This is a genomic window from Halomonas sp. HL-93, assembly GCF_900086985.1.
GTDB lineage: Bacteria > Pseudomonadota > Gammaproteobacteria > Pseudomonadales > Halomonadaceae > Vreelandella.
The window spans coordinates 846,711-867,563 of record NZ_LT593974.1; the positions used below are offsets into that span (position 1 = coordinate 846,711).

At 56.8% G+C, this 20,853-nt stretch carries 18 protein-coding genes; 16 read left to right on the forward strand and 2 right to left on the reverse strand.

Going from position 1 to position 20,853, the window contains the following annotated elements; genetic code table 11:
* Nucleotides 1-75: 75 nt before the first annotated feature.
* From pyk to GA0071314_RS03835, 5 genes are read left to right on the forward strand one after another with little or no spacing between them, the layout of a single operon-like run.
* On the forward strand, nucleotides 76-1,560 hold the full coding sequence (pyk, locus tag GA0071314_RS03815; protein ID WP_074395386.1) for a pyruvate kinase: 1,485 nt from the start codon (nucleotides 76-78) through the stop codon (nucleotides 1,558-1,560).
* Between the two features lie 3 nt (nucleotides 1,561-1,563).
* On the forward strand, nucleotides 1,564-2,346 hold the full coding sequence (gene modA, locus GA0071314_RS03820) for a molybdate ABC transporter substrate-binding protein (RefSeq protein WP_074395387.1): 783 nt from the start codon (nucleotides 1,564-1,566) through the stop codon (nucleotides 2,344-2,346).
* A gap of 56 nt (nucleotides 2,347-2,402) precedes the next feature.
* On the forward strand, nucleotides 2,403-3,014 hold the full coding sequence (gene modB, locus GA0071314_RS03825; protein ID WP_231896506.1) for a molybdate ABC transporter permease subunit: 612 nt from the start codon (nucleotides 2,403-2,405) through the stop codon (nucleotides 3,012-3,014).
* Complete coding sequence (locus tag GA0071314_RS03830) at nucleotides 3,007-4,113, forward strand: ABC transporter ATP-binding protein (protein ID WP_074395389.1); 1,107 nt, start codon at nucleotides 3,007-3,009, stop codon at nucleotides 4,111-4,113. The genes modB and GA0071314_RS03830 overlap by 8 nt, the downstream gene beginning before the upstream one ends.
* Nucleotides 4,114-4,128: 15 nt before the next feature.
* Entirely contained in the window at nucleotides 4,129-4,650 is a 522-nt protein-coding gene (locus tag GA0071314_RS03835) for a DUF192 domain-containing protein (protein WP_074395390.1), read from the forward strand.
* Here GA0071314_RS03835 and GA0071314_RS03840 read toward each other — a convergent pair.
* The gene (locus GA0071314_RS03840) at nucleotides 4,647-5,507 is read right to left on the reverse strand and encodes a DMT family transporter (protein WP_074395391.1); all 861 of its coding nucleotides are present in this window, start codon (nucleotides 5,505-5,507) and stop codon (nucleotides 4,647-4,649) included. The two genes, GA0071314_RS03835 and GA0071314_RS03840, sit on opposite strands and share 4 nt — an antisense overlap.
* Before the next feature lie 225 nt (nucleotides 5,508-5,732).
* Between GA0071314_RS03840 and GA0071314_RS03845 the strand changes: the two genes are divergently transcribed.
* From GA0071314_RS03845 to GA0071314_RS03890, 10 genes are all read left to right on the forward strand, one after another.
* The gene (locus GA0071314_RS03845) at nucleotides 5,733-6,743 is read left to right on the forward strand and encodes a DctP family TRAP transporter solute-binding subunit (protein WP_074395392.1); all 1,011 of its coding nucleotides are present in this window, start codon (nucleotides 5,733-5,735) and stop codon (nucleotides 6,741-6,743) included.
* Between the two features lie 72 nt (nucleotides 6,744-6,815).
* Nucleotides 6,816-7,295 (forward strand): TRAP transporter small permease, encoded by a 480-nt coding sequence (locus tag GA0071314_RS03850; protein ID WP_074395393.1) that lies wholly within the window; start codon nucleotides 6,816-6,818, stop codon nucleotides 7,293-7,295.
* Complete coding sequence (locus GA0071314_RS03855) at nucleotides 7,285-8,592, forward strand: TRAP transporter large permease (protein WP_074395394.1); 1,308 nt, start codon at nucleotides 7,285-7,287, stop codon at nucleotides 8,590-8,592. Before GA0071314_RS03850 ends, GA0071314_RS03855 begins: the two co-directional genes overlap by 11 nt.
* Before the next feature lie 280 nt (nucleotides 8,593-8,872).
* Complete coding sequence (locus GA0071314_RS03860; protein WP_074395395.1) at nucleotides 8,873-9,865, forward strand: TAXI family TRAP transporter solute-binding subunit; 993 nt, start codon at nucleotides 8,873-8,875, stop codon at nucleotides 9,863-9,865.
* A gap of 138 nt (nucleotides 9,866-10,003) precedes the next feature.
* Complete coding sequence (locus GA0071314_RS03865) at nucleotides 10,004-12,607, forward strand: TRAP transporter permease (protein WP_074395396.1); 2,604 nt, start codon at nucleotides 10,004-10,006, stop codon at nucleotides 12,605-12,607.
* Between the two features lie 11 nt (nucleotides 12,608-12,618).
* Nucleotides 12,619-13,047, forward strand: coding sequence for a universal stress protein (locus tag GA0071314_RS03870; RefSeq protein WP_074395397.1), 429 nt, complete (start codon nucleotides 12,619-12,621; stop codon nucleotides 13,045-13,047).
* 199 nt (nucleotides 13,048-13,246) lie between these two features.
* The gene (locus tag GA0071314_RS03875) at nucleotides 13,247-13,759 is read left to right on the forward strand and encodes a molybdopterin-dependent oxidoreductase (RefSeq protein ID WP_331710469.1); all 513 of its coding nucleotides are present in this window, start codon (nucleotides 13,247-13,249) and stop codon (nucleotides 13,757-13,759) included.
* Nucleotides 13,749-15,992, forward strand: a complete 2,244-nt coding sequence (locus GA0071314_RS03880) for an ATP-binding protein (protein WP_074395399.1) — start codon at nucleotides 13,749-13,751, stop codon at nucleotides 15,990-15,992. The genes GA0071314_RS03875 and GA0071314_RS03880 overlap by 11 nt, the downstream gene beginning before the upstream one ends.
* Nucleotides 15,973-17,136 (forward strand): nitric oxide-sensing protein NosP, encoded by a 1,164-nt coding sequence (gene nosP / locus GA0071314_RS03885; protein ID WP_082934196.1) that lies wholly within the window; start codon nucleotides 15,973-15,975, stop codon nucleotides 17,134-17,136. The genes GA0071314_RS03880 and nosP overlap by 20 nt, the downstream gene beginning before the upstream one ends.
* Nucleotides 17,108-18,496 (forward strand): ATP-binding response regulator, encoded by a 1,389-nt coding sequence (locus GA0071314_RS03890; protein ID WP_074395400.1) that lies wholly within the window; start codon nucleotides 17,108-17,110, stop codon nucleotides 18,494-18,496. Before nosP ends, GA0071314_RS03890 begins: the two co-directional genes overlap by 29 nt.
* Before the next feature lie 9 nt (nucleotides 18,497-18,505).
* Here GA0071314_RS03890 and GA0071314_RS03895 read toward each other — a convergent pair whose 3' ends face one another.
* Nucleotides 18,506-19,195: a LuxR C-terminal-related transcriptional regulator gene (locus GA0071314_RS03895; protein ID WP_074395401.1), complete on the reverse strand. Its 690-nt coding sequence runs from the start codon at nucleotides 19,193-19,195 to the stop codon at nucleotides 18,506-18,508.
* A gap of 117 nt (nucleotides 19,196-19,312) precedes the next feature.
* Between GA0071314_RS03895 and exaC the strand changes: the two genes are divergently transcribed.
* Nucleotides 19,313-20,833, forward strand: a complete 1,521-nt coding sequence (exaC, locus tag GA0071314_RS03900) for an acetaldehyde dehydrogenase ExaC (protein WP_074395402.1) — start codon at nucleotides 19,313-19,315, stop codon at nucleotides 20,831-20,833.
* Nucleotides 20,834-20,853: the final 20 nt, after the last annotated feature.

Consider the following 20,853-nt stretch of genomic DNA (forward strand, 5'->3'; position numbering starts at 1 on the left):
TGTTGCATAGCGGTCATGTTTCGCGCGTTATACTGTTAGGCTAGTGATCATCCACGTCAAGCGCCCGGGAGCTTTATGAACGCACTGCACCATTCCTTGATTCGCCGCACAAAAATTGTCGCCACCTTGGGGCCCGCTAGCGACCGCGAGGGTGTGCTAGACGCCATGCTTGCGGCGGGGGTCGATGTCGTACGGTTGAATTTCTCCCATGGCAGCGCCGACGATCACCGTCGTCGGCTTCAAGAAGTGCGTAAAGCCGCCGCCAAGCTGGGAAGGAGCGTAGCAGTACTGGGTGATCTCCAAGGTCCGAAAATTCGCGTCGCCCGCTTTAAAGAGGGCGCGGTGATGCTGCAAGAAGGCCAGCCGTTTATTCTCGATATGGCGATGGACGGCGAGGCGGGCGATAGCGCTCAGGTGGGCTGCGATTACAAGACGCTTGCCGATGACGTCACCGCCGGTGATCGGCTATTGCTTGATGATGGCCGTGTAGTGCTGGACGTCACCGGTGTCAAAGGGTCTCAGGTCCATACGGTGGTCGTGGTGGGCGGCAAACTGTCCAATAACAAAGGCATCAATAAGCAGGGCGGTGGTCTGTCGGCCCCGGCGCTTACCGAGAAAGACAAGCAAGACCTTAAAACCGCGGTTGAGATTGGTGTCGATTATCTGGCTATCTCTTTCCCCCGTCATGCTGAAGATATGCGCGAGGCACGCCGCCTGCTCGGTGAAAAGGGTGCCGAGATTGGCCTGGTGGCCAAAGTGGAGCGTGCCGAAGCGGTGGCCGATGACGCCACGCTTGACGGCATTATTGAAGCCTCGGAAGCGGTGATGGTCGCCCGCGGCGATCTGGGCGTTGAGATAGGCGACGCCCAACTGGTGGGTGTGCAAAAACGCATGATCAAGCGGGCGCGTACGCTCAACCGCGCGGTCATCACGGCTACGCAAATGATGGAAAGCATGATCTCGTCGCCACTGCCAACGCGTGCCGAGGTATTCGACGTGGCCAACGCCGTGCTGGATGGCAGCGACGCGGTGATGCTCTCGGCGGAAACCGCCGCGGGGGATTATCCCATCGAGACCGTCGACGCCATGGCACGCGTATGCCTGGGCGCCGAGCGCGAAAAGACTGCCCAGGAGTCGGGCCACCGTATCCACGAAGGCTTTACCCGTCCGGACGAAACCATTGCGCTTTCCGCGATGTATGCGGCGAACCATATGGAAGGCGTCACGGCCATCGCCTGCATGACCTCGTCGGGTTATACCCCGCTGATTGCCTCGCGCATACGTTCGGGGCTGCCGATTGTCGGCCTGGCGCACAACCCCATCGCTCAGCGGCGTATGGCGTTGTATCGCGGTGTGGTTTCGCTGCCGTTCGATACATCAGAGATGACGGCCACCGAACTTAACGACCGCGCCCTTGAGCTTTTGGTTAAGCAAGGCGTCGCCAAGCTTGGCGATTACGTGATACTAACCCGCGGCGATCACATGAATGCCCACGGTGGGACTAACACCATGAAAGTGATGGCCATCACCGAGCAGCATCTGCCTCCACAGGCGAGCTAAGCAATGCCTCGCTTGTGTCGGCGTGGCCTATGGATGGCGTGGCTGCTGATGGTCGCCATGCCCGCCTCGGCGGGGACGGCGACGGTCGCGGCAGCCTCGGATTTGCAATTTGCGCTTAAGGAGGCCGCCGAACGCTTTGAGGATGCCACTGGGCACACGCTGCGGCTAAACTTTGGCTCTTCGGGCAATTTTCGTCGTCAAATTGCTCAGGGTGCTCCCTTCGAGCTGTTTCTCTCAGCCGATGAGCGCTACGTGGAGGCGCTGCATGGCGAGGGGCATACCCGTGGTGAGGGCGTGATTTACGCCATCGGGCGGCTGGTTTGGCTGCAGCGGTCGGGACAGGCAGAGATGCCTGACGACGACGCGCCGCTGGCTGGGGTGGAGCAGGCCCTGGCGCACCACGCGAACGGCGAGCGGCCGCGCATTGCTATCGCCAACCCCGAGCACGCACCGTATGGCGTTGCCGCTAAGCAAGCGCTTACTCATGCAGGGCTTTGGGAGCAAACCGAACCGCTGCGAGTGCTCGGGGAGAATGTCTCCCAAGCAGCACAGTTTGCGCTCTCCGACGATGCCCAGGGCGGACTGGTGGCTTATTCCCTGGCGCTGGCACCGCCGTTGGCTGAACGAAGTGAGTATGTACTCATCCCCGAAGGCTGGCATGAGCCGCTGCGCCAACGTATGGTCCTCACCCGCCAAGCGGGGGACGCCGCCCAGGCGTTTTATGCCTGGCTCCAGCAGGAAGAGGGGCGGGCGATCTTTCAACACTATGGGTTTAGTACAGACTGATGGATGGGTCGGCGCTTTCAGTGTCATTCCGCCTAGCGGCACTCACGTGTGTTTTTTTGCTTCCGTTAGGTATCTTCCTGGGCCGCTGGTTGGCCGGAGCCCGCTTTCGCGGTAAAGGGCTTTGCGAAGCGTTGGTGGCGCTGCCGCTGGTAATGCCGCCGACCGTATTGGGGTTTTATCTACTACAAAGCTTTGGCCGCGAGGCGCCGGTCGGTCAGCTGTGGATGGCGCTCACCGGCGGTGGGCTCAACTTTACCTTCAGCGGTATTTTGCTGGCCTCACTGGTCGCCAATCTGCCCTTTGCCGTCCAGCCGATTCAGCGTGCCTTTGAAAACGTGCCTCACAACCTGCGCGAGGCGGCGTGGTGCAGCGGGCTAAGCCCGTGGCAAACGCTGCTACGCATTGAGTTGCCGCTGGTATGGCCGGGAGTTCTCTCCGCCACCGCGCTGACTTTTGCGCATACGCTGGGCGAATTTGGCGTCATTCTGATGGTCGGTGGGGCGATCGACGGCGAAACCCGCACGCTGGCGATTGCCATTTACGACCGAGTGCAGGCCTTTGACGAGCAGGGGGCCGCCCTGATGGCGGCGCTGTTGCTAGTGGTGTCGTTTACCACCCTAGGCGTGGTGTACGGCTTGGCAGGCCGTCGGAGGTGGGCGCGTGGCTAAGCTCTCCGTTAACGTACAACAAACAGGCCCGATTCCGCTGAACGCTGAATTTAATTGCATGCCAGGCGAACTGCTGGCGCTGGTGGGGCCTTCAGGGAGTGGTAAAACAACCCTGTTACGGACCATTGCCGGGCTGTATCGCCCGGATGAGGGGCGCATTGAATGCGCAGGGCAAACATGGTTTGACTCGCGAGGTAAGCGCTCGCTATCGCCCCAGAGGCGCCGGGTCGGCATGGTGTTTCAAGACTATGCACTATTTCCCCACCTAACCGCCTTGGCTAATATTGCGCTGGCGCTGCGTCATTTGCCGCCTGCCAAGCGACGCATTCAGGCTGAGCAATGGCTTGAAACGGTGCGCCTGAAAGGCCTGGAAAATCGCTACCCAAGCGAGCTTTCAGGCGGCCAGCGTCAACGTGTGGCCCTGGCCCGTGCGCTGGCTCGCGACCCACAGGTGCTGCTGCTCGATGAACCGTTTTCGGCGGTGGACCAGGTGACGAGGCGGCGCCTTCAGCGCGAGCTGGCCAGGCTTCGCCAGCAAATTTCCATACCCATTGTGCTGGTCACCCACGACCTTGAAGAAGCCGCCGCGCTGGCGGATCAAATATGCGTGCTGCATAACGGTCACAGTTTGCAGCAAGCCCCGCCTGAATCCCTGTTTAGAATGCCTGCCTCGCCGAATGTCGCACGGTTGTTGGATCGGCAGAACGTCTTTGAAGGCCAGGTGGTGGAGGTGGGAGGGGAGCGTCGTTTGCGTTGGGGAGACGATCAACTGGACGTTGCCTCAGGGCTTGAGGGGCTTAACATCGATGAGCGAGTGGCCTGGTACCTGCCACCTTCGGATATCGTTCTCCATCGTCGCGACCGCCCTTCGCTTGGCGAGCGAGAGAACCCCATTGCCGCCACGGTCGATGAGCTAGTCGTGCTGGGCGGCATAACGTCGGTGGCATTGCGCGTTCAACACGGCGATATGCTACGTTTCGATATTGCTACTCACGCGGCACGGCGTAACCAATTGACCCCCGGCGCAGCAGTGCATGTATCGCTGTTGGCAGAGGGCATTCATCTGATGCCAGGACACGGCGTTGATAGCGCCCGATGAGAAAAGGAAAACACCATGACCATGAACCGTCGGTCGCTGCTGAAAGCGTCGCTTATATTGCCGTTGTCACTGTGGCTACCTGGGACCTCATTATGGGCGCAAGCGACGCCAGACGATGCGGAAACCCTGTCATTGGCGATTCATACCGAGAAAGGCCCACATCGCTTGGACGTCGAACTGGCTGATACCTTGCCGAAACGTCAGCGTGGGTTGATGCAACGCGAACATCTGCCCGAAAAACGCGGCATGCTGTTTGTCTTTGACAGAGAACGGCCAGCCGACAGCGGATTCTGGATGTACCGCACGCTGATTCCGCTGGACATCGCCTTTATCGACGACGCAGGGCGCATTGTGGCGATTGAAACGATGCAGCCCTGCGAGTCATCGTCGCCGAGTAACTGCCGCTCCTATGCCCCTGGTGCTGCCTATCATGCGGCACTGGAAGTTAATGCAGGCTATTTTGCTGAACGTGGGATTGGCGAAGGTGACTGCGTATCGGTACCCGCCTTGAGCGGTTTTTGCCAGCCGGAAGATTAAGCGGGGCGAGGGCGATGACTGATATTAAGCACAATCAGGGCGATGCCCGCGATCACCAGCCCGCCGCCCACCAGTTTATGCACGCCCAGACTGTCGCCCATCAGCAGTGCTCCCAAGCCGACCGCCAATACCGGAACGAGCAGCGTCATGGGGACGACGCGATTGACCGGGTGGCGGCGTAACAGCGCGTACCAGATCCCGTAGGCAACGATTGATGACATCACGGCGGTGTAGATCATCGCCCCCCAGCCTAACCAGCTTGCCTGCTTTAGTGCTTGCCACTGTCCACTTTCAAACAGCCATGATCCCAGTGCTACCTGGGGCACCGCAAACAGCGCGACCCAGCCCGCCAACGCCAGCGGCGCAATAGGTGGGCCGCGTTTGATTAACAGTTGGGATACCGCCCAGCCCATGGCGCTGCACAACAGGATCGCCAGTGGCAGCGGAGAGGGCAGCGTTGGCCCACCGGCCAGCACGACCACACCGGCAAAAGAGAGCAGTAGCCCGACAATGCGTTTGGGGCCTAGCTTCTCTTTTAGAAAGATCACCGCTAATAGCGTGGCAAAGGGCGTTCCCATCTGCACTAACAGCGCTCCCGTACCCGCTTCTGCCTGGCCCAGACCAATAAATAGAAGGGCAAAGTGCAAACTGCCGAAGGTGATGGATAGCAGCAGCAAAAACGGCAGCTGTGCCCGCGCTACCGGGTAGAAGGGCACCAGTAAGACTGCGACCAGCGTAAAGCGTAGGGTAGTCATCAATAGCGGCGGAAGCTCCGCCACACCGACCTTGATGACAATGATATTCAGCGCCCAAATAGCGATAACAAATAGGCCGAGCAGCAAGTCGCGTAGAGGCACGTTGATGTCCGTAGGTAGATCGAAATTATTGCTATTGTATCAGCTTGGCTAAGTGCCAGACTGATAAGACAATAAATGTCCGCGTTCCCGTCTCTGATAGGTGCACGATGCCGACCTTCGGCGTCTTCCTTTTGGTAGTGGAGCGCTTACAATGACATGGGGCACTAACCACGGCGTTGCGCCGTTGGATACACCACCATAAAAATCGATAAAAAAGGATCTGTTATGACGCTGACACGCTCAATGGCTTTTATGTCTACCGGCTTGGCCGGTGTAATGTTGCTGTCTTTCTCCCTTTCCGTGCAGGCCCGCGAACTGTCTGTGTCGACAGTGCTGCCCGACGCCTTTCCCTGGGGGCAAGCGGCTGAAAAATGGGCGGATCTGGTCGAGGAACGTAGCGACGGTGAGCTAACTCTTCGGGTGTATCCCAACTCTCAGTTGGTATCGGGTGACCAGACCCGCGAGTTTTCGGCCATGCGCTCGGGGCTGATCGACGCGGCGGTAGGTTCGACCATCAACTGGTCGCCGCAGGTACCCGAGCTCAATCTCTTCTCGCTGCCGTTTTTCATTCCCGACGAAGCCGCGGTGGATGCGGTGACCGGTGGCGACGCTGGGGAAATGGTATTCGAGGCAATTGAGTCTCGCGGTGTGATTCCGTTGGCGTGGGGTGAGAATGGCTTCCGCCAGGTGTCGAATTCGAAAGGCCCGATTAGCGAGCCTGGGGACTTGGACGGTCTGAAAATCCGCGTGGTCGGCTCGCCGCTGTTCCAGGATACGTTCTCGGCCCTCGATGCCGACCCCACGCAAATGAGCTGGACCGATGCCCAGCCAGCGCTGACCACCGGCGCGGTGGATGGTCAGGAAAATCCGCTATCGGTATTTGACGTGGCGCGTATTGATCAAGTCGGCCAGGAGCACTTAACGCTGTGGAATTACATGAACGACCCGCTGATTTTCGCCGTTAACCAACAGGTCTGGGAGTCGCTTAGCGGAGATCAACGCACGCTGCTACGCGAGACCGCCAAGGAGGCGGGAGAGTGGGAAATCGCCATGACCCGTGAAGAAGAAAGCGAGCGGCTCGCCGCTATCAAAGAGCGTGGTGTCACGGTCACCGAATTAAGCGATGAGCAGTATCAGGCGTTCGTAGATGCCACTCAGTCTGTCTACGAGAAGTGGACGCCGCGTATTGGCGAAGAGTTGGTGGAAGCGGCGCAATCAGCCATTGACGAGCGCTAATCCAATATAACCAACGTTATTTACCTATACGATCACCGCCCTATAGGGCGGTGACGCTTGTGAGGCTGTTCCATGAAAGGCATTCCGGACGCGCGGCCCGAGCGTTGGTTGGGCGCGCTGGCATTGATTGTTATCTCACTGATTAGCCTGGGTAACGTGGTCACGCGTTACCTGACGGGGGGCTCTTTTTCGTTCACAGAAGAGTTGTCGGTGTTTCTACTGGTGGTGCTAACTTTCGCGGGTGCCTCGGTAGCGCTGCGTCGTCAGCGGCATATTCGCATCAGTTTTTTAGAGCGTTTATTGCCACCTCGCATGCGTAGGTTGCTAATCCTTTTCCAGGCGCTTTGTACGCTGGTGGTGCTGGGGTTAATTAGCGGCTTTGGCGGCCTGATGGTTTGGCAGGAATACCAGTGGGAGTCACTGTCGCCCGGCCTTGGCGTGCCGCAGTGGTGGTATCTGATTTGGCTGCCCATCCTGACGCTGGCGATGGTGTGGCGTCTCTTCCAGCAAACCCGTGACCGTTTGGCCGGGAGGGAAAGCGATGACGCCTGATGTATGGATGATTCTAGCCTTCGCCGGCTTGCTGATTGCGGGAGTGCCGGTGGCGTTTTCGCTGGCGCTCTCGGGAGCGGTGGGTATTGTTCTTGGTCTCTCCCCGGAAATGTTGGCGACGCTGGGGACCAATACCTACAACAGCATTGCCAAGTATCCGCTGATTGCGATTCCGCTGTTTATCTTGACCGGACTGATTTTCGAGCGTGCCGGTGTGGCGCTGCGTCTGGTGCGTTTTGCCCAGGCCTTGATTGGCCCGCGCCATGGCGGTCTGGCGCTGGTAGCGGTGCTGGTGTGCATGATTATGGGTGGTATGAGCGGGTCAGGCCCTGCCGATGCGGCGGCGGTGGCGATGGTAATGCTTCCGAGCATGACCAAGGCCGGCTACCCCAAGCCATTTTCGGCCACGCTGATTGCGGCGTCGGCTTCCACCGCCATTCTTATTCCGCCTTCTGTGGCGCTGATTCTCTACTCCATCGTGGTGCCGGGTGTTGACCTGCGCGCCTTGTTCGCGGCTGGCTTGTTCCCAGGCATATTAGCGGGTTTGTCGCTTTTGGTGCCGGCGCTGCTGGTGTCCAAGCGCTACGGTTGGGAAGGCGGTACACCGGTGGAAGGCGCCGAACGACTGAGTGTGAAAACAACGTTCAAACAGGCACTGCCAGCGCTATTCGCCCCGGTACTGATACTCGGCGGATTACGCTCGGGGCTGTTTACGCCTACAGAGGCCGCGGTAGTGGCGGTTGCCTACGGGGCTGCCGTTGGGCTTTTTCTGACCCGTGAGCTCTCCTGGCGGGATTTGTGGGAGCTATTTGGTGAAGCGGCGATTATTTCCGGCGTGGTCATGCTGATTATTGCCCTGGCGGGTATTTTTGCCTGGGCGGGGACGATGCTGGGTACTTTCCGCCACTTGGCAGAGTGGATTATCGGTTTGACCGATAACGGTGTGTTGCTATTGATCCTGGTCATGCTGGCAGTGCTAGTAGCGGGAATGCTGCTGGATGCGATCTCGATCTATCTGATCATGATGCCGATTTTGATTCCGGTCATGCAGCACTTCGAATGGAACCCCGTCTGGTTTGGCATTCTGCTCGCCATGAATATCGCCATCGGGCAGTTTACGCCACCGGTCGCGGTGAATTTAATGGTCACCACGGAGGTGGCAAAAATCCGCCTTGAGCATACGCTCGGCTGGGCGTTGCTATTTGTGCTTGCCATGAGTTGCGCACTGGCATTGGTGGCGATATTTCCCGGTATCGCGCTCTGGTTGCCGCGTGTTTTAGGCTATAACGTTGGCTAATGCCGTTTGCCCTATGCAAAAGCGGTATGACGGTTAACGCTCCCTAAACGGTGGATGTCGCTACACTGAATGGCATACGTTAAGAAACGATGTTTGCCGATTAACAATATTGCGCTTCGCCAATTACGTTTTTTTTCGCTAAAGTAGACAAAGCCGACAGACATTGTCGATGCTGATAACAGATTGTCTTGACAACGTTTTGGATCAATCCGCCTGGGGAACATCAAGCAGGCGGACCAAACGCACAACGCTCATAACATCAAGATAAAGAGGTGTGTTTATGAAACGCCATGCATTTTCTACCGCTGCTTTCTCCGGTGCGCTACTTGCTGCCGCTGCCTTTGCATCACCCGCAATGGCCGAAGAAGAAGACGGTGAAAACTACATTACCATTGGTACCGGTGGCCAGACCGGCGTTTACTACGTCGTTGGCCAGTCCGTATGCCGACTGGTAAACCGCGGCAGCGACGATCACGATATTCGCTGTAATGCGCCGTCAACCGGTGGCTCTGTTGCCAATATTAACGGCATTAAGTCTGGCGAACTGGATATGGGCGTTGCCCAGTCTGATGTTCAGTACCAAGCGTATAATGGCGAAGGTAACTTCGAAGACGAAGCTTTCGAGGATCTGCGTGCGGTATTCCGCATCCATGGTGAGCCGCTGACGCTGCTGGCTCGTGAAGACTCTGGTATCGAAACGCTGGATGACCTGGAAGGCAAGCGCGTTAATATCGGCAACCCGGGTTCTGGTCAGCGCAACACCATGGAAGTGGTGATGGACGCGAAAGGCTGGGACGAAGATAGCTTCTCGATGGTTTCTGAGCTGGATGCCTCTGAGCAGGCTGCGGCCCTGGCTGATAATAACATCGATGCCATGGTCTACGTAGTCGGTCACCCGAACGGCTCCATCCAGGAAGCCACTACTACCGTGGATTCGCGCTTGATTCCGCTGGACGATGAAGATGTTCAAGGCATCGTTGACGAGTATCCCTACTATACAAACTCGACTATCCCAGGCGGTCTGTACAAAAACAATCCTGACGACGTAGAGACGTTCGGCGTGTCGGCGACCTTTGTCTCCTCCGCTGAGGTAGATGAAGACGTGGTCTATGAAACCGTTAAGGCTGTATTTGACGACTTTGACCGCTTCAAGCGTCTACACCCTGCGTTTGAAAATCTGGATCAAGAAGAAATGGTGTCAGAAGGCCTCTCAGCACCGCTTCACGATGGTGCTAAGAAGTACTACGTAGAGCAGGGTTGGATCGAAGAATAAGGTAATCGGTTCAATGGTGATAATCATCCATTGAAAGATGCGCGCGGTCTCTCTTGGGACCGCGCGCTGTGTTTGGGATGCCACTAGGCATCAAGTTGGCATTCCACAGTGCCATCCATATTTCTGCAGGGCATGCTTATGACAGTGGACAACACTAAGGCCAGCGGGTCGAATGTTGATCTTGACGACCTTGTCGCCTCTACCGACTCCGGAGCGCGTAAACCAGCGGGCGTTCCAGGTAAGTTGTTGGTCAGTATTGCGGCGGCTTGGTCACTCTTTCAGCTATGGATCGCTTCGCCCCTGCCATATGTAGTGGGTTTTGGCGTATTTAATGCGACCCAGGCCCGTTCGATTCATTTAGCCTTTGCGCTGTTTTTGGCCTACATGGCGTACCCAGCGCTTAAGCATTCGCCTCGCGATCGTATCCCGGTATTGGATTGGGTCCTGGCGGCCGTCGCCGCGTTTTGCGGTGCTTATATGTTCATCTTTTACGAGGGCTTGTCGGATCGCCCCGGATCACCGCTGCTGATCGACGTTGTTGTCGGTATCGCGGGAATTGTATTGCTGCTGGAGGCCACACGGCGTGCACTTGGGCCGCCGTTGATGATCGTGGCAAGTGTGTTTTTAGTGTATTCCTTGGCGGGACCATGGATGCCGGGCATATTAGCCCACGGCGGAGTAAGTTTTAACGGGCTGGTCAATCATCAGTGGCTAACCACCCAGGGCGTATTCGGTATTGCGCTAGGGGTTTCTACCAGCTTTGTGTTTCTGTTTGTTTTGTTTGGCGCGCTGTTGGATAAAGCAGGCGCGGGAAACTATTTCATTAAAGTCGCATTTTCGATGCTGGGACATTACCGCGGTGGCCCTGCCAAGGCAGCAGTGGTGGCGTCGGGCATGACCGGTTTGATTTCGGGTTCTTCGATTGCCAATACGGTGACCACGGGCACCTTTACTATCCCGATGATGAAGCGCGTCGGTTTTTCATCCGAAAAAGCCGGTGCGGTAGAGGTGGCGGCTTCGGTCAATGGGCAAATTATGCCGCCGGTGATGGGGGCCGCCGCGTTTTTGATGGTCGAGTACGTGGGTATTTCTTACGTCGAGGTTATCAAGCACGCGTTCCTACCGGCAGTGATTTCCTACATCGCACTGATATATATCGTTCACCTTGAGGCCATGAAGGCCAATATGCAGGGGCTTCAAAGCAGCAACCCGCCTAAGCCGTTAGTGCGCAAGCTGGTTGGCTTTTTAAGCGGTTTGTTGCTGATGATGGTCACCGCACTGGTGGTGTATTACGGCCTTGGCTGGATGCAGCCAGCGCTGGGCGTGGCTGCACCTTGGGTGATTGGTGCCGGGCTGGTGGCGGTTTATGTGGGGCTTCTGAAGGTGGCTTCTGGTTATCCCGAGCTTGAATTGGATGACCCCAACGAGCCGGTGGTGACACTGCCGCAAACCCGGCCCACAGTGATGGTCGGCCTGCAGTATATCCTTCCCGTTATCGTGCTGGTGTGGTGCCTGATGGTTGAGCGCTTATCGCCTGGGTTGTCAGCGTTTTGGGCGACAGTGTTCATGATCTTTATCATGCTCACCCAACGCCCGATCACGGCGCTCTTCCGCGGTCGAAGTAACCTATCGGCTGACCTACGCGAAGGTGCTATGGACCTGTGGGACGGGCTGGTCACCGGTGCCCGAAACATGATCGGCATCGGCATCGCGACGGCAACGGCGGGTATTATTGTGGGCGCGGTTTCCCAGACAGGTGTTGGCCTGGTATTGGCGGAAGTAGTGGAAACCCTGGCGATGGGAAATCTGCTACTAATTTTGCTGTTTACCGCCATTCTCAGCCTGATTCTGGGTATGGGGCTTCCGACCACTGCCAACTACATCGTGGTTTCTGCTCTGCTGGCGCCGGTGATCATTCAGCTCGGCGAGCAAAACGGGCTGCTGGTGCCGCTAATTGCCGTGCACCTGTTTGTGTTTTACTTCGGTATTATGGCTGACGTGACCCCACCTGTGGGGCTGGCTTCGTTTGCAGCGGCGGCGATTTCAGGGGGCGACCCTATCCGCACCGGTTTTCAGGCGTTTTATTACAGCCTGCGTACTGCCGCGCTGCCGTTTTTGTTCATCTTTAACACCGACCTGCTGCTGATTGACGTCACCCCGCTGCAGGGGGTGTTGATCTTTATCGTCGCTACCGTGGCAATGCTTATTTTTGCCGCCGCCACCCAAGGGTATATGCTCACCCGTAACCGCTGGTATGAGTCGATTCTGTTGCTGGTGGTAGCTTTTGCGCTGTTCCGCCCCGGCTTCTTTATGGACATGATTCACGATCCCTACCGTTCCACGCAGCCTGCGGAGTTCGCGGACACATTGGGCGAGATGGATGAAGACTCTTCACTACGGGTGCAAATCAGCGGCTTGGATGATTATGGTGACCCTATGACGACCTATATTCGAGTACCAGTACCCGAAGGCGATAGCGGTCAAGAGCGGTTGGATAATCTCGGTCTGATGCTGATGACCGAAGACGATGAAACCATTGTTGATACCGTGACCTACGGTAGTGACGCGGCAGATTTAGGCTTTGATTTTGACCAGGAAATCGTGGAAGTCCTGGCCCCTGTCGATCGCTGGACGAAGGAGTGGATTTGGATACCGGCACTTGGCGTATTCGGCCTTATTGTCATGCTGCAGCGCCGTCGACGGGACGCCGATGGGCGTAATATCAAGGCCAATACTGTTTAAAGGGGGCTGCCATGTACCACAAAATCTTATTGCCCGTTGATCTCAACGAAGAGAGTTCATGGACAAAAGCGCTACCCACGGCCATCACGCTGTGTCAGACGTTTGATGCCTCGCTGCATGTGGTGACGGTGCTGCCGGAATTTAAGATGCCCATGGTGGGTGCTTACTTTCCGAAAGACTTCTCTAAAAAGGCACACGAGGCTGTTAAGGAAGCCCAGCACACCTTTATTCAACAACACGTACCGGAGACAATTAACACCCAGAGCGTGATTGTCGACGGCTCGCCGTGGGAGGCGATCATCAAAGTCGGAAAACAGCTGGATATCGACCTGATCGTTATGGCCTCTCATACTAAGCGTAAGTTTGTTGATTACGTGTTGGGGCCTAATGCCGAGCATGTGGTACACCACGCCAAAATGTCGGTCATGATTGTTCGCTAACGCGATGACCGTGAAACGCAAAGCTCCAAGCCTGGCTTGGAGCTTTTTTATTTTTCAAGCGTTGGTTGGGTTTGCTGAGTAACCCAGCGGGTGGCCAGCGAAAAAACTCGTATATGAACTGACCTTACCTATGAGATGGCGTAACCTTATAGGGTCTATTAACGTTTACCCGCGGATAACGCGGCAAGAGGAAATCGCAGTGAAATCGTTGTTAATGGGGTGCATCATGCTGGCGTTCAGCATTCCCCTGGCGGGGCTGGCGGCTACTTCAGATGACGGCCGCGCACCGACAGGGCCGGTGATTCTCAAAGTAGTGGGCGAGATTACCAACGCCAATGTCGCTGATGAGGCGCATTTTGATCGCCAGATGCTGCAGCAATTGCCGCAGCATGATTTCGACACGACCACGCCATGGACCGATAGCCGGAATCATTATGAAGGCCCCTTGATGCGAGACTTGCTGGCTCACTTGGGCGTAGAGGACGGCAGCATCAATGTATTGGCGCTCAACGGCTACGAAGCCGAAATTCCGGTGAGTGATTTTTATGACTACGATGTGATTCTCGCGCTCAAACGAGACGGTGAAGCGATTCCTATCCGAGAGTATGGTCCGCTTTGGGTACTCTACCCGTTTGATCAAGATGACGCCTTGCTGAGCGAAAAAATGCGCTTTCGCGCCGTCTGGCAGGTGATGCAAATTAATGTCCGTTAGCGCTCCTTTGACGCATTACCCCCGTTTGCTGCGCTATCCTCGGCGCTTCAAGCTGGTCGCCATGACGGCCGTGGTGCTATTCGCCGCGGCGTTGGTCGTGGCGACAATCGCCGCATGGCGCCAGGATAATCTTACCCAGTCCCTGCGCGAAGACACCTCCTGGGTGATTTACAAGCTGGATCGTGATGCGGTCCAACTGCTCAATCAGCTACTCAACGTGACTCGCGGGCCAATAGCGCCTGACGCCCAAGATGAGTTGGATCTAAGTTTTGAACTGCTTTATAGCCGAGTTACTTTGCTCAATGAAGGGGAGGTCAGCACGCTACTGGACCGTATTGAGCCAGCACGACAATTGCTAGAGGACATTCAGCAGCAGTTAGATGTCCTCGACCCGATGTTTGAGCCCCATGAAGACCTTGATCAGATGCCGATCACCGCGCTGGAAACCGAACTGCAAGCCTTAACGCGCCTCACCGAACGGCTGGTTATCACGATCAATGGCTACTTGGCTGAATCCGCCACTGAGGAGCGCGCGCAGCTCAGTCTGCTATATAAGCTGTTGATGAGCCTTATAGTGGCGATGAGTTTGGCCGCGCTGCTAGTCGTCGTTTTCCTGGTACGGGAAATGCGCGAGAGCGCGGCTGCGCGGCGAGATCAAGAACAGCTTAGCCGTCAACTGGAAGTCACCGCCAAGCAGGCCCAGGCGGCTAATCTCGCGAAGTCCGACTTTCTCGCGATGGTCAGTCATGAGATCCGAACGCCTCTGAATGGCGTCATTGGCATGAGCGAATTGCTGCGCGAGCCTGCTAATCGAGTTCAGGTAGAAGATTACGCCAACACGATTTACGAAAGCGCCAACCAGCTATTAGCAATGATCAATGAGATTCTGGATTTTTCCAAAATTGAAGCAGGTCATTTAAGCCTGGAAACGGCCCCAACGGCTGTTAAACCACTGGTAGATAGCGTTGTTGCTTTGTTTAAGCCCCGAGCCGAGGCTAAAGGCCTGGCACTCACCCTGCAGGTGGATGAATTGGTACCCGCTTGGGTGATGGTCGATGCTGGTCGGCTAAGGCAGATTTTGCTTAATTTAATTGCCAATGCCATCAAGTTTACAGATGACGGTAGCGTTTCTGTGCGTGTTTCCAGCACGGTTGACCGGTTACAATTTGACGTGTCAGACACCGGCTGCGGCGTAAGCGACGCGCAACAGCAGCATTTGTTTGAGCCTTTCCAGCAGGCGGATGCATCGGTTGCCCGGCGTTTCGGCGGGACCGGCCTGGGGCTTGCCATTTCCAAACGGCTAAGTGAGGCGATGCATGGGCAGCTAAGCGTTGACAGCCAACTTGGCGAGGGCAGCACCTTCAGCTGTCAACTACCGCTAATAGAGGCAGAGCCTTACCATCGTTCACCGCTGCCCTCACTGCCTGCTCAGCAGCATTTCCCTAGGACCTCGTTACTGCTGGTGGAAGACAATGCCATCAACCGTAAAGTCGCCATTGAATTGTTGTCGCGTTTAGGCTGCGACATCGTCTGCGCAGAAAATGGCCACGATGCGCTGGCGATGACCGCTGCTCAGCGCTTCCACCTGATTTTTATGGATATTCAACTGCCTGACATAGACGGGCTGGAGGTTACCCGAAAACTACGCGCTCAAGGCGGCTGGCTGGCCGAGGTGCCCATTGTCGCGATGACTGCAGGCGGTGTAGAAGATGACCGTCAGCGCTGCCTGCAGGCGGGGATGAATGATTATATTACCAAACCGTTATCCACCGCCGCGTTGAGCAATGTTCTAGCGCTTCAACTAGGTGATGCCGAAACCGAGACGGTTTCTTGGCCTACTGGGCCTACAAACGGCGAAAGTCTGCTGAATGACGACACGTTAAGCAGTCTTTACCAAACCCTCGGTGAGGATCACTTGCGTCAGCTCATAGCCCTCTATCACCGACAAGTTGAAGATTATCTTGCCCAATTGGCGACGTACCTCGGGCTTGAGGCGGAAATGCCGGCTGAACAGACCCAACAGATCGTCCGTTTGGCCCACCAACTGCGTGGAGAAGCGCTGAGTATTGGCGCGCAGCAGGTGGCGCAGCATGCCAAGCAGTTAGAAGTCTTGGCAAGGCAGGAAACGCCTTGTGCCAGCGAACTGAGCAACGCCTTTAGCGTGCTGCGCCAAACCTCCGCGCGCACCTACCCTGCGTTAGAGCGATGGCAACGTGATCACTTACCCCGCTAATCACGGCACCGTTGTCGTAGCCAGCCGGTCGGCAAACGCCAAGCAGGCAGTGCAAGCGCTGGCTGAGGGCCTCAGCCATGACCACCTTGGCGGCATTATTTTTTTCTGTAGCGCCGAGTATGATTTAGAGGGTCTAGCGGCCGCGCTGGTCAGCGCCTTCCCAACGGTAACTGTCAGTGGTTGTACCACGGCAGGCGAGATTACTCCCCAGGGGTATGATCGCGGCAGCATTGTGGCGATTGGCTTTGATCGGCGAGTATTCGCTCTTGAAACGGCGCTTGTCGATGACCTGGACCGGTTCGCGCTGAGCGATGCTCAGCCGTTAGTCGATGGGTTGATTGAGCGCTGCCGTCGTCAGGCGCTGGCCCCGGTTAACGAGCATAGCTTTGCACTGACGTTACTGGATGGGCTTTCAAGCCGCGAAGAGCAGGTACTGGCAACGCTGGACGCTGCCCTGGGGCGCATACCCAGCTTCGGCGGTTCCGCCGGAGACGACAATCACTTGGCCCACACCCACGTCTATGCCCGAGGGCGTTTTCATAGCCGCGCCGCCGTGGTGGTGATGATCAACACGTGCCTGCCGTTTGAAGTGTTTTCAACTCACCACCTCATGCCGCTTAGCCATAAACTGGTGGTCACCGAAGCGGATCGCGAGCGTCGCCGTGTGATGGAATTAAACGGACTGCCTGCGGCCAGGGTTTACGCCGACTTGGTGGGGATTGAGCCTCACACCTTAGGGCCTAGCGTATTTGCACGCCATCCGCTTGCGGTTCAACTGGGTGGGCAGCATTACGTGCGCTCCATTCAACGCGCCAATGCCGATGGTAGCCTAAGCTTTTACTGTGCGGTGGAAAACGGCATCGTGCTGACTGCCATGCAGCCTGCGCCTTTGCTTGACGATCTCAACAACATGCTGCAAGGCGTCACAGCGCGGTTGGGGCAACCCTCGCTAATGATTGGCTGTGACTGTTTCTTACGCCGCATGGAGCTTGAGGCCGTCCAACATGTCGAGCAGGCGTCGACACTGCTGCGCCAGTCGCGGGTGGTGGGTTTTAACACCTACGGTGAGCAGCACCACGGCATGCATGTGAATCAAACGTTTACAGGGGTGGCCCTTGGCACTCTTCCAACTCTCGGCAAGTGACGACGCATCGCTTAGCAGCGCTGCCTTACGCGAAGAAAATCGCCGCCTACGCAAAGTGTGTCAGGCACTGATGAGCCGTGTTGAATCAGGTAGCGGTGCGGATGGCGCACCTTATGCCGCTTTCGAGCGCTCTGTATTGCTAGCCGAACAGGTTAGGGAGCGCACTGATGCGCTGCACCGTGCCTTGGACGAATTGGGTCAGGCCAACATCCATTTGCAGGCGGCGAAAGCAGAAGCCGAAGCTGCCAACCTGTCGAAAACCAAATTTCTCGCCGCCGTCAGCCACGATCTGCTTCAGCCACTCAACGCAGCCCGTTTGTTCGTCAGTGCCTTGGAAACGCATCCCTTACCCGAAGCCTCGCAAACACTGGTTGGCCATGTGGGACGCTCGCTAAAAGATGTCGAAGGGCTTTTAGGCACGTTGGTGGATATTTCGCGTCTGGATGCTGGAGTGCTGCATGCCGATAAAGCACCGTTCGCGGTGAGCACCTTATTGGACGCACTGGCGGAAGAATACCGCCAGGTTGCTGCTGTGCGCGGCTTGAGTTTGCATTACGTGCCGTCGCGTGTGGTGGTGGAATCTGATTTGGCGCTGCTGGCGCGGGTGATTCGTAATTTTTTGAGTAACGCGGTGCGTTATACCGAGCACGGCCATGTGCTACTGGGCTGTCGTCGTCGTGCCGAGGGCGTCGAAATTATGGTGGGTGATACCGGCCCAGGGATTGCCGAGCAGCAGCGTGAGGCGATTTTTCTAGAGTTTCAGCGCGCTCATAATACTCAGCGTCAGCATAGTCGCGGGTTAGGGCTTGGCCTGGCGATCGTTGATCGTATTAGTGCCATGCTCGAACAGCCCGTCATGCTGGCCTCAAAGCCTGGGCGTGGAGCGTTATTTTCGATCACCGTGCCCTATGCCTCTTCCCATGCAGCCGCAGCCCAGGGGAGTGTACCGGCGACCGCCGTTCAGCCATACGACAATCCTGCGTCTCCACTTGCTGAATGCGTGGTGTGGGTGATTGATGACGACGCAGCGATTATCGACGGAATGCAAGCGCTTCTGGGTAGCTGGGGGTGTCGGGTGCGGGCGGCGGCGACAGCAAGTGCCTTAGAGGCGGCCAGTGATGGCGAGACGCCTGACGTGTTATTGGTTGACTATCATTTGGGTGAGCACCGCGAAACAGGGCTGACACTGGCGGCGCGACTGCGCCGTCGCTATCCAGGGCTCGCGGCGGTGGTAATTACCGCCAATCATGATGCAACCCTCAGCCGTGCCGCCCGTGAAGCGGGCATGCACTGTTTATTGAAGCCATTAAAACCGATGCGCTTGCGTATGCTGCTAGTCAGCCTTTTAACCCCCGCATAGCGGTAGAGCTTAACGCACCGTTCGGCTGGCCATATAAAGCGGCAGGTTAGCTTCGCCCGCCATCACAATGGCATGTACGCGGCTGGTGGCCCCCAGCTTGCGCAAGATGGCCGAGACATGGGTTTTAACCGTGGTTTCGGCAATGCTTAGTTCGCGGGCAATTTGCTTGTTCGACATGCCTTGGGTCATGCAATGCAATACCGACAGTTGTTTGTCGGTTAACTGAGCGAGCTGTTCTCCCGCTAAGCGCTCGGCGGCTTCAGGTGTATTGGCTTGAGGCGAAGGGGAGGTCGTCGGTGGACGACGCATGACCTCGGCGGGAAGGTATAGTTGCCCTTCAAGCATTTGGGTGAGCGCGTTGAGCAGTGCTTCTCTAGGCGTTGATTTGGGAATATAGCCTACGGCACCCAAGCTAATGGCATCCAACACTAACTGGCGCTCCTGATGCGCTGAAATAATGGCCACCGGCAGCCAGGGGTAGGTCTCGCGCACGCGGGTTAAACCGTCGAGGCCTTCCGCATCTGGCAGGCTCAAGTCCAGCAGCAATAAATCCAGGCCGTCGTGCTCGGTGATCAGGGGAATCGCGGCGGCGAGACTATCGGCTTCCAACAGCTGGCTGTTCGGCAAGCCGCTGCTGACCACGACCTGCAGCGCGTCGCGAAATAGCGGATGATCGTCTGCCACCAATAACGAATACATGGCGTCTCCTACCAAGGGATGAGGGCGCATCCTGCCAACGGGGTATATCGCGTTGCGCCCATCTGACCAACACTGCATGAGCACCTTTTAATAATCATAATACGCAGGAGCTCAATAATGATATACGCCAATCCTGGTGACACTGGTTCACTGGTGTCATTTGAAAAACGCTACGGCAATTACATCGGCGGCGAATTTGTTGCCCCGGTGAAGGGCCAATACTTCGATAACGTTAGCCCGGTGAACGGTCAGGTGTTTTGCGAAATCCCCCGCTCAAGCGCGGAAGATATCGACAAAGCGCTGGACGCGGCTCACGCTGCCGCCCCTGCCTGGGGCAAAACATCGGCGCAAGAGCGCAGCAATATTTTGCTGAAAATCGCCGACCGCATTGAACAAAACCTGGAAATGCTTGCCGTTGCCGAAACCTGGGACAACGGCAAAGCCGTGCGTGAAACGCTGAACGCCGATCTGCCGCTGGCGGTTGACCACTTCCGCTACTTTGCCGGCTGCATACGCTCGCAGGAAGGCACGGCGGCGGATATCGATGCCAACACGGTTTCTTATCACTTCCACGAGCCGCTGGGCGTAGTGGGCCAGATTATCCCCTGGAACTTCCCGATTCTAATGGCGGTTTGGAAGCTGGCGCCTGCACTGGCGGCGGGTAACTGCGTGGTGCTCAAGCCCGCCGAACAGACGCCGGCTTCGATTTTGAAAGTGGCTGAACTGGTCGGTGATTTGCTACCGCCAGGCGTGTTGAACATCGTCAACGGCTTTGGTGCCGAGGCGGGCCAGGCGCTGGCCAGCAGCAAACGCATCGCCAAAATCGCCTTCACAGGCTCAACCCCGGTGGGGTCGCATATTTTGAAATGTGCGGCGGAAAACATTATTCCTTCCACCGTGGAGCTGGGCGGCAAGTCGCCCAACATCTACTTCGCCGACATCATGAACGCCGAACCGACGTTTATTGATAAAGCGGTAGAGGGCTTGGTACTGGCGTTCTTTAACCAGGGCGAGGTGTGTACCTGCCCGTCTCGCGCGCTGATTCAAGAGAGCATGTACGACGAGTTCATGGCCAAGGTCATCGAGCGCACCAAAACCATCAAGCGCGGTAATCCGCTGGATACCGATGTGCAAGTAGGCGCGCAGGCTTCCCAGGAGCAGTTCGACAAGATCATGTCATACATGGATATTGCCCGCGACGAAGGTGCTGAATTCCTCACCGGTGGCAATAAAGAGACCATGGACGACAGCATCAATAGCGGGTACTACATTCAGCCCACGCTGCTGAAGGGTAATAACCAGATGCGCGTTTTCCAGGAGGAGATCTTTGGCCCGGTCGTGGCGGTGACTACCTTCAAAGACGAAGAGGAAGCGCTGGCAATCGCCAACGACACCGAGTTTGGCCTGGGCGCGGGCGTGTGGAGCCGCGATATCAACGTCGCCTTCCGTATGGGGCGCGGCATTCAAGCCGGGCGTGTATGGACCAACTGCTACCACCAGTATCCAGCCCATGCGGCATTCGGTGGCTACAAGAAATCCGGCGTTGGCCGCGAAACCCATAAAGTCGCCCTTGAGCACTATCAGCAAACTAAAAACCTGCTGGTCAGCTACGACATCAACCCGCTGGGCTTCTTCTAAGCCGTCAGCTTTTTTCTACT

Bases quoted from the DNA above. Each gene is read 5' to 3' on its own strand.
- GA0071314_RS03845 (WP_074395392.1), top strand. From the start codon at position 5,733: ATGACGCTGACACGCTCAATGGCTTTTATGTCTACCGGCTTGGCCGGT.
- exaC (WP_074395402.1), top strand. From the start codon at position 19,313: ATGATATACGCCAATCCTGGTGACACTGGTTCACTGGTGTCATTTGAA.
- GA0071314_RS03855 (WP_074395394.1), top strand. From the start codon at position 7,285: ATGACGCCTGATGTATGGATGATTCTAGCCTTCGCCGGCTTGCTGATT.
- GA0071314_RS03870 (WP_074395397.1), top strand. From the start codon at position 12,619: ATGTACCACAAAATCTTATTGCCCGTTGATCTCAACGAAGAGAGTTCA.
- GA0071314_RS03880 (WP_074395399.1), top strand. From the start codon at position 13,749: ATGTCCGTTAGCGCTCCTTTGACGCATTACCCCCGTTTGCTGCGCTAT.
- GA0071314_RS03895 (WP_074395401.1), bottom strand. From the start codon at position 19,195: ATGTATTCGTTATTGGTGGCAGACGATCATCCGCTATTTCGCGACGCG.
- GA0071314_RS03835 (WP_074395390.1), top strand. From the start codon at position 4,129: ATGACCATGAACCGTCGGTCGCTGCTGAAAGCGTCGCTTATATTGCCG.
- GA0071314_RS03860 (WP_074395395.1), top strand. From the start codon at position 8,873: ATGAAACGCCATGCATTTTCTACCGCTGCTTTCTCCGGTGCGCTACTT.
- GA0071314_RS03865 (WP_074395396.1), top strand. From the start codon at position 10,004: ATGACAGTGGACAACACTAAGGCCAGCGGGTCGAATGTTGATCTTGAC.
- modA (WP_074395387.1), top strand. From the start codon at position 1,564: ATGCCTCGCTTGTGTCGGCGTGGCCTATGGATGGCGTGGCTGCTGATG.
- pyk (WP_074395386.1), top strand. From the start codon at position 76: ATGAACGCACTGCACCATTCCTTGATTCGCCGCACAAAAATTGTCGCC.
- GA0071314_RS03850 (WP_074395393.1), top strand. From the start codon at position 6,816: ATGAAAGGCATTCCGGACGCGCGGCCCGAGCGTTGGTTGGGCGCGCTG.